14 protein-coding genes are annotated in these 12933 nt (G+C 42.8%); 2 read left to right on the forward strand and 12 right to left on the reverse strand.

All coding sequences use genetic code 11. The annotated features are described in order from the left end of the window. The 9 genes from D2V05_RS13380 to D2V05_RS13420 are packed head-to-tail and all read right to left on the reverse strand — an operon-like array spanning position 1 to position 7659. Positions 1–1167 (reverse strand): molybdopterin molybdotransferase MoeA, encoded by a 1167-nt coding sequence (locus tag D2V05_RS13380; RefSeq protein WP_119648138.1) that lies wholly within the window; start codon positions 1165–1167, stop codon positions 1–3. Next, on the reverse strand, positions 1167–2159 hold the full coding sequence (gene moaA, locus D2V05_RS13385; protein WP_119648139.1) for a GTP 3',8-cyclase MoaA: 993 nt from the start codon (positions 2157–2159) through the stop codon (positions 1167–1169). Before moaA ends, D2V05_RS13380 begins: the two co-directional genes overlap by 1 nt. Next, complete coding sequence (gene moaCB / locus D2V05_RS13390; RefSeq protein WP_119648140.1) at positions 2152–3048, reverse strand: bifunctional molybdenum cofactor biosynthesis protein MoaC/MoaB; 897 nt, start codon at positions 3046–3048, stop codon at positions 2152–2154. The genes moaA and moaCB overlap by 8 nt, the downstream gene beginning before the upstream one ends. After that, positions 3049–3492 (reverse strand): molybdenum cofactor biosynthesis protein MoaE, encoded by a 444-nt coding sequence (locus D2V05_RS13395; RefSeq protein WP_119648141.1) that lies wholly within the window; start codon positions 3490–3492, stop codon positions 3049–3051. It lies immediately after the preceding gene. Continuing rightward, entirely contained in the window at positions 3482–4498 is a 1017-nt protein-coding gene (locus D2V05_RS13400; protein ID WP_119648142.1) for a HesA/MoeB/ThiF family protein, read from the reverse strand. The genes D2V05_RS13395 and D2V05_RS13400 overlap by 11 nt, the downstream gene beginning before the upstream one ends. Then, positions 4495–4731 carry a MoaD/ThiS family protein gene (locus D2V05_RS13405; protein WP_119648143.1) on the reverse strand — a complete coding sequence of 79 codons (237 nt, stop codon included), beginning with the start codon at positions 4729–4731 and terminating at the stop codon, positions 4495–4497. The genes D2V05_RS13400 and D2V05_RS13405 overlap by 4 nt, the downstream gene beginning before the upstream one ends. Continuing rightward, a complete protein-coding gene (locus tag D2V05_RS13410) occupies positions 4731–5330 on the reverse strand; it encodes a nucleotidyltransferase family protein (RefSeq protein WP_119648144.1) in 600 nt (199 codons plus the stop codon). Before D2V05_RS13410 ends, D2V05_RS13405 begins: the two co-directional genes overlap by 1 nt. Continuing rightward, positions 5327–6481 carry an XdhC family protein gene (locus tag D2V05_RS13415; RefSeq protein ID WP_119648145.1) on the reverse strand — a complete coding sequence of 385 codons (1155 nt, stop codon included), beginning with the start codon at positions 6479–6481 and terminating at the stop codon, positions 5327–5329. The genes D2V05_RS13410 and D2V05_RS13415 overlap by 4 nt, the downstream gene beginning before the upstream one ends. Next, positions 6478–7659 (reverse strand): cysteine desulfurase family protein, encoded by a 1182-nt coding sequence (locus tag D2V05_RS13420; protein WP_235855462.1) that lies wholly within the window; start codon positions 7657–7659, stop codon positions 6478–6480. The genes D2V05_RS13415 and D2V05_RS13420 overlap by 4 nt, the downstream gene beginning before the upstream one ends. Before the next feature lie 155 nt (positions 7660–7814). Here D2V05_RS13420 and D2V05_RS13425 point away from each other — a divergent pair, with 155 nt between their 5' ends. Further along, a complete protein-coding gene (locus D2V05_RS13425) occupies positions 7815–8225 on the forward strand; it encodes a DUF3052 family protein (RefSeq protein ID WP_119648147.1) in 411 nt (136 codons plus the stop codon). A gap of 29 nt (positions 8226–8254) precedes the next feature. Beyond that, positions 8255–9307, forward strand: coding sequence for a glycoside hydrolase family 43 protein (locus D2V05_RS13430; protein WP_119648148.1), 1053 nt, complete (start codon positions 8255–8257; stop codon positions 9305–9307). 26 nt (positions 9308–9333) lie between these two features. Here D2V05_RS13430 and D2V05_RS13435 read toward each other — a convergent pair whose 3' ends face one another. From D2V05_RS13435 to D2V05_RS13445, 3 genes are all read right to left on the reverse strand, one after another. Beyond that, positions 9334–10017: a potassium channel family protein gene (locus tag D2V05_RS13435; protein WP_119639833.1), complete on the reverse strand. Its 684-nt coding sequence runs from the start codon at positions 10015–10017 to the stop codon at positions 9334–9336. 13 nt (positions 10018–10030) lie between these two features. Further along, on the reverse strand, positions 10031–11818 hold the full coding sequence (locus D2V05_RS13440; RefSeq protein ID WP_119648149.1) for a TrkH family potassium uptake protein: 1788 nt from the start codon (positions 11816–11818) through the stop codon (positions 10031–10033). A gap of 174 nt (positions 11819–11992) precedes the next feature. Continuing rightward, on the reverse strand, positions 11993–12904 hold the full coding sequence (locus D2V05_RS13445) for an alpha/beta hydrolase (RefSeq protein WP_119648207.1): 912 nt from the start codon (positions 12902–12904) through the stop codon (positions 11993–11995). Between the last annotated feature and the right edge of the window lie 29 nt (positions 12905–12933).

Below are 12933 nucleotides of genomic sequence, written 5' to 3' on the forward strand. Positions count from 1 at the left end.
TCAGGAAATGAGTTTGCATTTGATCAGGTCTCCTTTTTTAAATTTTTGTCCCAATTCAACAAAGGCAAGGGCATTGCCCAAAGCCATAGATTGAATCATGGACGAACCTTGGCCATCCAAAATCTCAACACCGTCTGAGGCTATTCGAGCCTTTAAAAAGGAAGGGCGGTCAAAACGATTTTCATATGCATGTTGAAGAGGGAATTCATACCAAGGCAATCCCAAATCCTTATGTCCACTCCATTTTTGGAGCAAAGGCAGTACATAAATAAAAAAACAGGTCAGCGATGAAGCCGGATTCCCTGGCAAAGCAAACACAAACTGATTATCCCTTCTGCCAAAATACAGGGGTTTTCCTGGTTTTTGGAAGACTTTATAGAACAGTTCCTGAACTCCATTTTCTTCCAAAGCCTGCTTTACAAAATCATAATCACCTACCGAAATACCTCCTGAAACAATTAAGACATCACAGGTTCCCATGGATTTTTGGATGCTTTTTTTGGTCTCCTCAAAATCATCCTTCACTTGTTGCTGTTGGGCACATTGAAACCCGAACTGCTCCAACGCCCCAGCAATTGCATAGCTATTGGATTCATAAATCTGCCCTTCCTGTTTTGGTTGACCGGGTTTCACCAATTCATTTCCCGTGGTGATCATATGGATATTTGGCTTGGAAAACACCCTTACGGTTTCCAATCCTAAACTTCCGATCAGTCCCAAGGAAGAAGGGTTTAACACATGGCCTTTTTGAAGCACCAATTGTCCTTTTTGGAGTTCGGCCCCTTTCTTACGGATGCTTTGGCCAGCCTTGGGCATTTCATCCAAAAAAAGAGTATCTCCTTCTACCTTTGTTTTTTCCTGCATCATCACCGCCGAGGCACTGGAGGGAACCTTTGCTCCCGTGAAAATCCGGACGGCCTCCCCATCCTGAAGAGGTACCTCTTTTACATCTCCTGCAGCAATTTCTCCCACAATTTTATATTCCAGATGAAGTCCGCAAAGGGCATACCCATCCATCGCCGAATTGTCAAAAGCAGGCATATCAAAAGGGGCTATGATGTCTTCGGAAAGGGCAAAACCCAAAACTTCTTGAAGTGGTTTGGTTTCCACTTTAGAAATTATATCCTGACTTTCAATACTATTGAGGGCTTCTTCGATGGTTACCATTATCCTCCTATTGATATCATAGATCGGTTTTGCTCGTAGTGTTCCTCCTCCATTTTCACTTCCATGCCGTCCCGCGAATGTTTTTTGGATTTGATGGCGTTGATAATGATGTCATCCAATTTTTCACCGTTCCGTAAATGCGAGAGCAAATCGGTCTCCGAGGTAGCAAACAAACAGTTTTTCATCTTTCCATCCGCCGTAAGCCTAATCCTATTGCAATCATCACAAAAAGGATTGGTGATGGTGCTTACAATACCGAAACTGCCTTGGTGTCCCTTCACCCTAAAATTGGTGGAAGTACTGTGTTTCGGGTTTTGTAGTTCTTCAATTTCACCAAAATTGGAGCCGATGGTCTGTAAAATTTCCTCTCTTCCCACACCTTTGCTCCAATCCCATTTATTACCCTTAAAAGGCATGAACTCAATGAATTTGATCACAAGATTTTTATCCTTGGTGAGGGCTATAAAATCATTGATCTCGTTATTGTTCACTCCCTTGATGAGTACCACGTTGAGTTTAATTTCCATATCCATCTCAAGGGCACGGTTCAAATTGGCCATGATCCGTTCGTAATAGTCCCGTTTGGTGATGAACACAGACTTAGCCTTATCCAACGTATCCAAACTAAAATTGATTTTCCGGAGTCCAACCTTTTCAAAAAGGTCCAGGTATTTATCCAGAACGATGCCATTGGTCGTCAACTTGAGTGTCACACCCAATTTGGACAGTTCTTCCACCAAAAAATCAAAATTCTTCCGAACCAAAGGTTCACCCCCTGTCAACCGGATGGTATGTACTCCCAAATCCCCGAACGTACGTGCCATCTCAATGATTTCTTCCAACGTCATGATGTTGGGTTTTTCAATCAATTCGATACCTTCTTCGGGCATACAGTAAAAACAGCGTAGGTTGCACCGATCCGTCAACGAAATCCTGAGATACGTATGCGGCCTGCCGAAATTGTCAATTATTTTGGGGGTTCTTTCAATCATGTCGTTTTCCTTCTATCACCTTAAATGCATGCAACACATGTGGAAAAATGGCTTCCATGGACTCTAAAGCCCCACGGGCCGAACCTGGGAGCGCCAATATCAATTTTCCGTCTTTTATCCCCGCTATGGAACGAGAAAACATGGCATACGTCATACGGTCCTGACCATAACTTCGCATTTGTTCCTCCACTCCTTTCAACCTAATATCCAATAAAGGTTCCAAGGTTTGAGGGGTTACATCTCGGGGACCAATACCCGTTCCACCGGTGTAAATAATGAGATCCGATGAGGTGGTCTCCAAAATCTTTACAATCTCCGATGGTTCATCCGGGATAATGGTTTTAATCGTTTCCAGTCCTAATGACTGAAGCTTTTCCACAATGCCTTTGCCTGCGGTATCCTCTCCTTTGCCTTTGGAAATGGTATCCGAACAGACCACCACATGAGCTTTTAAACCTTCAGTGTTGACCTTGTAGGACGATTTTCCGCCTTTCTTGGATTTCAACCGAATGGTGCCGATTTCCACATTTTTATCGATGGGTTTCAGCATATCGTACATGGTGAGTGCCACCACGCTGGCCCCGTGCATTGCCTCTACCTCTACCCCTGTTTTATAAATCGTTTTCACCGTCATGGTAATGTAAATCTCTAGCCCTTTGATTTCGTATTCAATCCCGGTGTACTCAATCGGCAACGGATGACAATCCGGTAAAAGGTCTGGCGTTTTTTTTACCCCTAAAAGTCCAGCGGCTTTGGCCATTTCGAACACATTTCCCTTGGGAACCTGATTGTTCTTCAGGGCATTGATGGTTTCCTGACTGCTCGTTTTCACGATGGCCTCCGCGGTAGCTTCCCGCAAGGTGTTCACTTTGTGTGTTATATCGACCATTTACTTATTCACTTTCCATTGATGGGTTTCATCCTCGAAGATTTCCTTACCGAAGATGGGTACTTTCGCCTTGATTTCCTCCACAAAATAATTAGTGGCCTCAATAGCAATCTTTCTATGGGCGGATGAAGTAAAAACGAACAAACAAAGTTCCCCTGTCTTCACGGTGCCCAAACTATGGTAAATATGGGCACAGGTAATATCGAATTTGGCAAAAGCTGCTTCCCTTATTTCATGAAATACTTTTTCGGCCATTTCTTCATAGGCCGTATACTCAATTGCGGCCACTGTTTTGCCATCAATTTTATCGGCCCTTATCTGGCCCAGAAAAATGCTGTGTGCCCCAATGTTGGTCTTGCTCTGATGATTGGTCACCGATTGCGCAATTTTCTCTGGGGGTATGGCCCCTTCCACAAAAACCTTTTTTACTTTTTTAGTCTCCATTGATGATGGTTTCAATTCCTCCTTCCACATTGATTAGGTTGTTGAACCCGAATTCCCGTTCCAATATTTCTATGGCATTTTGACTCCGTTTTCCGGATTGACAAAACACCATAACCTCTTGATCTTTTGGTATTTCATGATGGCGCACCACAAGGTCTGCCATCGGAATTTTTAAAATGTTGTTTCCACTGGGTTTGGGCTGTTCAAAGGTTTCTCTGACATCCAAATACCATTGAAATTCACTTTTTAAGGTGCATTCCAATTTTACGGGTACAATGCCATTCGTTTTGATTTTTTCAATCTCTTCCGGACGCTTTTTAATATTGATAAGTTGTTCCGCTCCCGAAAAAATGTTGAAAAGCTTCAACTTGCCTGATAACACCTCTCCTTTCCCTAAAATCATTTTCAAAACCTCTGTAGCCTGCATGGTGCCCAGCATTCCTGGTAGGACTCCCAAAACCCCCGTTGCCTCACAACTGATATTTTGTCGTGTTGTTTTGGGAAAAAGACACCTATAACTTGGTCCATCTTGATAATTGAACACCGAAAGTTGTCCTTCATTTTTATAAATGGAAGCATACACCCATGGTTTTTCGGACAAGATACAAGCATCATTGATGAGGTATTTGGTTTCGAAATTGTCGGTGCCATCCAGAACAATATCATATCTGTCAATTATGCTTTGCGCATTTTCTTGCGTCAAGGATTCCTGAATGATTTCAAAAACCACCTCACTACTTCTTTTGGACAACTGTTCTGCAGCGGCAACAGCTTTCGATTTACCCAAATCCGATTCTTGGAACAACACTTGACGGTGAAGATTGGTTACATCGACCTTATCATGATCCATAAGGCCAATGGTTCCTACCCCTGCAGCCGACAAATACAAGGCAGCAGGACAACCCAAACCACCCACACCAACAATCAATACTTTGGCATGGCGTAGTCTGTCCTGACCATCAACACCAACTTCCTGTAACTTTATTTGTCTCTCGTACCTGTTCATCCGCCTGCGAAGGGTGGCAATAGGGCCACCTCATCCCCATCTTTTAATATGATATTTTCATCCAAATTTTGGTTCACGGCCACTTGAATGGATTCTTGGTCCATAATTCCAAGTGGATTTAAACACTTCAATTTTAATTCATGTGCCGTAGTGGGTGCTGTCAAATTTAAGACCTCCTCATTTGTGCCTTTTGCTTCGGCAACCAGACCAAAATATTTTACGGTGACCTTCATTATTCCAATCCTTTCAATTTTTCAATATCCGCTTCCGTATCGATATCAAAACCACCTTGTTCAAATTCTATCGTCCTATAAACGAAATCTGCATTCATGGTTAATTTTTTAGCGCCTTGGTCCCCTTTTAATTTTTCCAAAAACGGAAAAGCCGATTTGGAAAAAATAGCAGGCACACCCATTTCTGAGCCGTATTTTGAATACGTCGCCATGGGTTTTTGATATACATGCGCCATGCTCATTCTTTGTATGTACTCCGTGGTTAACAAAGGCTGATCGGAAAGCAGTAAAAGGATGTGTTCCATTTCTGTATCTCGAGTCAATTCCTGTAACCCTATTTTTATGCTACCTGCCATGCCCTTCTCCCATTCCGGGTTTTGTACCACTTCAAAATTCTTGATATCCACTTCGTATAAGATCAAATCCTCATTAGACCCTAAGACCAAAATTTTCTTTTTGAAATCCAACTTTTCAACTAAATCTAGGGTATGCTGTAAAAGTGGTTTTCCTTTGAACTTTACTAATTGTTTGGGTCTACCCAATCGGCTTGATCCACCAGCCGCCAAAATGACTACTCCTATTTTTGCTGTTTTACTCAAATATGTATTTTTTGAAATTCGGTCCCTTCCTTGTCATGGATGGGAGTCGATCTATGTTTTAAAGGGCGTGCTTGTTTTCCTTTCAAAACGCTTTGAATTTCTGCCAAAATGGAAAGTCCGATCTCTGCGGGAGTTTCCGCTCCAATCTCCAATCCCACAGGGGCATGTATCTTGGCCAAATCCTGTTGCGAAATCTGTAGTCCTTTTTGTTCCAGATCATCCAACATGCGGTTGTATTTTTTCAATGGTCCCAATATACCAATGTAAAAAAGTTGTGGCTGGTCCAATAAAAGTTCCAATACCGCTAGATCATAATTGTAGTTATGGCTCATCAGCACAAAACAGGTGCGCGTATCGATGTTAATATTTTTGAGCGTCTCTTCCGGTTTGGATACCAGCACCTGACAGGACCCTGCAAAACGTTCCTTGTTGGCATGTGTTGGGCGTCCATCGGTAACGAAAACCTTCCATCCCAAAAGTTCGGCCTGTTGGGCCAAGAGCTGCGCATCGTTACCAGCACCAACCAAAATCAGTTTAACAGGTGGTTGCAGCACCTGTACAAAAGCTTGTAACTGGCTTCCGTTCAATTCCAAAGCCACAAAACTCGACTCATTTTCCTCCAAGACCCTTTTACTTTCCTTCAACAGAACCTCCAAAATTCTTTCATTCAAACTTTTGGAAGCCATCACTTCGAATGAAGCGACCATCATTTTGGTACCAGGTTGATTATTTCGGTCGTCCAGATTGAAACCAATGGAGAGCGCCACCGGTTCTTCCATTTTGGAAGCTTTGCTTAAAATTTCACAAGCATTTTCATTTGATGCAAAATCCAAGGGCTCGAATAATACCTGAATGATTCCGTTGCATCCCAACTGCGCGCCTACCACTGCATCATCTTCGTCACTGGTATCGTAAGTAACCAATCTATTTTCCTGAATTTCCAAAGCATACAGGGCCTTTCGTAACGCATCTCCTTCTAAACAACCACCGCTGATGGCACCGGTTATATTTCCGAATTCATCCACCAACATTCGGGCTCCTGCCCTTCGGTACGATGATCCTTCCACATGTACCACAGTAGCCAAAACACAACCGATGTTTTGGGCTTTTAACTCTTCATATTTTGTTATGATAGCATCCAACTCTCTCATACAGAAACGGTTTTAAGTTGGTTGACCACCTTTTCTATTGCTTCAAAAGCCAAAGCCATATCCGCTACCGTGGTATGTTTTCCCGTGCTGATTCGTAGACTGGCCAAAGCAGTTTCTTCATCATGCCCCATCGCCATCAACACATGGGACGGACTGATCAGGTTGGCATTGCAAGCAGAACCTCTGGAGACAGCCAACTTTTTCAAGTGCAATAGCAATTTGGAACCCTCTATGCCCGAAAACGAAACATTGGTAGTGTTGCACAATCGTGGTACGTCAGAACCATTGATTTTGGCTCCTTCCACCTGAAGAAGTCTTTGTTCCAAATGATTTCTCAACTGCAACAACCGGTTGCTTTCTTCCTCCATTTTGAAGGTGATAATCTCACAGGCTTCCCCAAACCCCACAATGGCAGGAACATTAAGCGTACCAGGGCGAAACCCTTGTTCTTGGTTGCCTCCAAAAAAATACTTTTCCAATTTCACCTGATTCTTTTTGTTCAGGTACAAGGCACCAATTCCCTTCGGGCCATACATTTTATGTGCGGAGAAAATGGCCAAATCAATATTCAGATCTTTCAGGTCGACCGGTATTTTTCCAACGGCCTGGGTAATGTCAGACATCACCGCAACATCATGTTCTTGGGCAATTTCAGCAATTGATTTAATGGGATGGATGACACCTGTTTCATTGTTTGCCAACATGAGACACACCAAAATAGTCGTAGGCAACAAAGCTGCTTGAAACTGTTCCAAGTCAATGCTTCCTTGAGCGTCCACATCCAGATAGGTCACTTGAAAACCTTGGTTTTCCAAGGCCTTCATGGTTTCCAAAACAGCCTTATGTTCCGTTTTGCAGGTAACAATATGATTTCCCTTATGCTGATTTGCCTTACAGAATCCCATCAAGCCCAAATTGGCAGCTTCCGTGGCGCCCGAAGTGAACAAGATTTCATTAGGTCTACAACCCAAAACACTTGAAATTTGCTTACGGGCCTTTTCCACAGCATCATCCGCATACCATCCATAGGAATGGTCGCTTGTGGCATTTCCAAAGTGTTCTGAAAAATAGGGCAACATGGCCTCCAACACTTTCGGGTCTACCGGTGTGGTTGCATTGAAATCCAAATATATTCTATTGTTTGCCACCATTGCTTCTCGATATGTACACCTGTACATATTGCAATTTACTAAGATTTCAGGACCTTTTCATACATTTTTCAAACCATTTTTGATGAAATCCAAACAAAAAAAGCCACTTTTTCCATGACGATTAACTTTGTAACTTCCAATCACAAACCACTGTCAATCAAAATTCTAAAATCAAAAGAAAAATGACCGCAGGCTATTCAGGCACTCCATTGGCAAAAAAGCTAGGCATTAAACCTAGCTACAAAATTTCTGTGATCCACGCACCGAACGGATATTTTGAATTATTTTCGGACCTGCCGGATGACTTGGAATGGATTGACTATCCTAACATAAAAAAGGACCTTATCCATTACTTTTCGGACAGTAAGAGTCAACTTGAAAAAGATATTGAAAAACTGCGGGATGAAATTGAGCAACAGGGATCCATATGGGTCTCGTGGCCAAAAAAATCATCCAAAGTAGAAACCGATCTGGATGGTAATGTGGTCCGTGAAATAGGGTTGAACCATGGACTGGTCGATATCAAAGTCTGTGCGGTGAGCGAGATTTGGTCAGGGCTCAAGTTCGTTATCCCGGTCAAAGACAGAAAATGAATTTTTAAATTGTCAGCTAAACCTTCAAAATGAATTCAAACCTAAAAGTTCGTCCAATAGCTTTTATCCTATCTATCTCATTGATGTTAACGATAGGCTGTAAATCCATCCAGAACTCCGCAATGGCACAAACTTCCGGAAACCCCGTTTTTGAAGGTTGGTATGCCGATCCTGAGGGCGTTGTTTTTGGGAAAGAATATTGGATCTATCCCACCTTTTCGGCTAAGTATACGGACCAAGTATTTTTGGATGCGTTTTCTTCCAAAGATCTGGTCAATTGGGAAAAACATTCCCGCGTTTTGGATACGAGCATTGTTAAATGGGCAAAGCAGGCCATCTGGGCCCCTGCTGCCATAGAAAAAGATGGAAAGTATTATCTTTTCTTCTCTGCCAATGATGTGCAACGGCCTGGTGGACCCATGTGGGATACCGAAAACGACATCAACCATTATGGGGGTATTGGGATAGCGGTTGCAGAATCACCTAGTGGCCCATTCAGGGATTATTTGGAAAAACCTCTAGTCTCCGATTTTTATAATGATGCCCAACCCATTGACCAGTTTGTTTTTAAGGATGTTGACGGCACCCATTACTTCTTTTACGGAGGATGGGGCCATTGCAATATGGGTATTTTAAATGATGATTTTACAGGGTTTATCCCTTTTGAAGATGGCGAAATTTTCAAAGAAATCACCCCCGAAGGATATGTGGAAGGTCCTTTGATGTTTTTAAGGAACAATACCTATTATTTGATGTGGTCCGAAGGAGGTTGGACCAACGATACCTACAAAGTAGCATATGCCATGGGAAATAGTCCGAGGGGGCCATTCAAACGGATTGGCACCATTTTGGAGGCTGATCGTTCCATTGCCACCGGAGCCGGGCACAATTCCGTTATCCAAGTTCCGGGGACGGATGATTGGTATATGATCTATCACCGAAGACCTATCCCTAATTTGGATAGGGACCATCGGGTGGTCTGTATCGACAAAATGGAATTCAATGCGGATGGTACCATCAAAAACATCATCATGACTTTTGATGGGGTACAACCGCAACCCATTTTGAATCCAAAAAAATAAAAGAGGATTTTGCTAAATCTTAATGTTTAGTCCTTTAGGAATTTTTTGATGTCTTTATTGGCGCCATAAACAACGATAAGATCGTCTTTATTGAGTACACTGTTGGGATTGGCCACACCTTTGACCTCGGTAACAAATTTCACCTTGCCCACTATGGTCCTTTCCTGCGTGTTGGCAATGGTCGTCAACACCAAAAGATTGTACTGCTCGCGAATATTACTGTCCTTGATGGTCTTCCCGTGAAGTTTTACGGGAACACTTACTTCAACGATACTGAAATCATCATTCAACTCAAAAGAGTCGACCACGCCTTTTAAACACAGTTTCTTTGCCCAACGTTCGGCGGATTCTTCCTCTGGATGTACTATTTCGTCCACGCCAATGGCATGGAGCACTTTTTCATGAAGTTGGTCAATAGATCTACTGATCAATCGTTTTACCTGAAGGTTTTTGAACAAAGCCGTGGCCATGACACTGGCACCTTTGTCCTCCCCAATGGCCACCACCACCATGTCCGTGTCCTTCAAAGGCAATCCTGCAACGGTAAATTCGTCCGTGGCATCCATGCAAATGGTATGGGATATATGCTCCTTGTAGTGATCTACCCGATCCATATTGGTGTCTATACCTATCACCTCATTTCCCGCCTCGGTCAATTTAGCCGCCAATGAGGCCCCAAAACTTCCCAATCCCACAACGATATACTTCATAAGACTTCAATTTTTAATTTATGGTGAGTTCTTCCACCGGATACTTATAATTCTTCTCTTTTACTTTTTTGAATACGGCTATCAATAAGGTCAGCATACTCACCCTGCCCAAAAACATGACCACAATGATCACAAATTTGCTGGCTGCGCTGAGATCCGCCGTGATACCCAAACTCAACCCTACGGTACTATAGGCAGAAAAGCACTCAAATGCAATGTCCAACAGTTTTTTATCCCCGTCAAAAACAGAGATCAAAATAATGCCCAGCCCAATGACCAAAAGGGATAGGGATATCACCGCAAAAGCACGTCGAACCGATATTTCGGATATTTCCCTTCTAAAGATCTCGATCTTGGCCTTGCCTTTGGCAAGACTAAGAAAATTGAGCGTAGCAATGGCAAAGGTATTGGTTTTGATACCACCTCCTGTGGATGCAGGAGAAGCACCGATCCACATCAAAAGGAATATCATCATGACCGTGGAAAAATCAAGTGCACCCATATCCACCGAATTGAAACCTGCCGTTCTGGGCGTAGCCGCTCCGAATAGGGCGGTCACCCATTTTCCGAATCCATTGTGCTCAGCCAACGTGTTGTCATATTCATTAAAATAAAAGAACACGGTGCCCACAATGGTCAAAGTCGTTGTGGTCAATAAGGTAATACGGCTGTTGAGCGTCAATACCCATGGCTTATGGGTCTGTTGTTTCCCGCGGATATAGAACAGCTTCCTCAAGAAAAAATATTTTAGGTATTTGATGATGTTGACTACAATGGGGAAACCAAGCCCTCCCAAGACAAAAGCAGCTATGATGATGCATTGGAAAGGATAGTTGTACCGGATACCCGATTCGAACAAACTGTTGGGCAATGTGGAAAAGCCCGCGTTACAAAATGCGGATACGGCATGAAAAACGGAAAAGAAGGAACGTTCAAAAAACGTACTGAAAAACTCTTTGTCCAAGCTTATGTAAATCAACATAGCAGCCACCAATTCTATGGAAAAGGTGATGACCAAAATCCGTTTCAATGTTGAAAACACCTCCCCTAACTTACTGGAACCCGTCATATCACTAAGCGTCAACTGGTTCTCATAGGATGCCCCTCCCTTAAAAAAATAGCTGAAAAAACTGGCCACGGTAAGAATCCCTATCCCCCCGGCCTGAATAAGAAAGAGAATGATCGACTGGCCAAAGGTGGTAAAATAGGTGCCTGTATCCACCACAATGAGGCCTGTAACACATACCGCGCTGGTGGAAGTAAACAGGGCATCCAGAAAAGTAAGCCCGTTATACGTAGCGTTGGGAAGCATCAAAAGGACCGCGCCCAACAATATGATGGCAAAGAAACTGGCTATGAACAATTGTGCCGGATTGAGCAATGTTCTTTTGTAGCTGATGTTCTGTTCCGAAAATTCCCTAATAAAGGTTAGAATAATGGCAAACTTTACCCAATTGTCGTTATACAGAAAAGAAATATGTCTGTGGGCCTCCTCTCCCAAAAAATGGGCATAAAGGATAACCAAGGTCACGAATATACTGGCCACATCAAAAATGAGGACGGAGCGTTTCATTTCTTTGTCATGCTCCAAATAGCGCAATCCCGTCACCAAAATACCCAGACCAATGACCACAAAATAATAGGTGTTGTACCAAAGTTGGATTTCTTGGGACTTATCAAAGCCGAAGTCAACTATGAACAAAAGCAGTCCAAGGATACTGGCATAGAATGCAATCTGAAAAAGATGTTTGGAATACTTCAGATAATCGGGATGGTCCTTTCCCCAATTGATAAGAGCCATAGAATACTAGGATACGTTTAGCAGTGGCAAAGTTAGGTATTGTGTGTTAAAGATTTAGGAGAAAGCACCAAATTGTTATTACATCAACCTAGAAGGAAAAGGCATTCATACAGACCCTTTGCTTAAAGTATGAAGGATTACGACGTTGATAAACCTCATACTGCTATCCTATAATCAAAAATAATCGTTAAGCCATCTTAGGAAACCATCAAGCCACCATTTTAAATGTTCGTCCTTTCTGCCAATGGCATAGCCATGCCCCCCATATGGGTAAATATGCATTTCTACAGGTACACCATTGTTTTTTAGGGCATTAAAAAACAATAAGGTATTTTCCACCGGCACAATATCATCGTCGACCGAATGGATTAAAAAAACGGGTGGGGTATCCTTGGTCACATTCAATTCATTGGAAAACCTGCGAATGAGATCTTCATCATTGCTATCTCCCAATAATGCCGTTCGCGAACCTAGGTGCGTTAATGGCTTCGTCATTGTGATCACGGGATAAATCAAGGCCATAAAAGCAGGTCTTGCACTAATGGTATCCAATTCATCCATAGGTTCATATACCTGTTCTGAAAAGTGCGTTCCCAACGTGGAAGCAGCGTGCCCTCCCGCGGAGAAACCCATAATGCCAATTTTGTTGGGGTCGATTCCTAATTCATTGGCTTTTTCCTTGACAATCCTTATGGCCCTTTGTGCATCCTGTAACGGCACATCTTGCTGGTCTACCAAAGATTTTGAAACAGGCAATCTATACTTGACCACGAATGCAGCTATCCCTTTTGCACTCAATGCCTTGGCCACATCGAGTCCTTCCCAACCAAATACCAATTCGTTATAGCTCCCTCCTGGAAAAATCAAAACAGCTTGTCCTGTGGCACTTCGCTTACTAGGCAAATATCCCTCAATGGTCGGGGTTTGCACATTAAAAATGGCTGAATAGTCCGTGTTTACCCTTCTTTCCTTTTCAGCTGATTTCAATTGGTTTGGGATGACATCGCTCCAAAGTGGGATAATGGTATCTTGGGCATGCATACCCGTGGAGAGCACAAGAACAAAGCTTAGTATGGTCCATCTCATGGCTATTGTTTTAGGTTGAACTTCTTTTT

Source organism: Flagellimonas pelagia, assembly GCF_003584135.1.
Lineage (GTDB): Bacteria > Bacteroidota > Bacteroidia > Flavobacteriales > Flavobacteriaceae > Flagellimonas > Flagellimonas pelagia.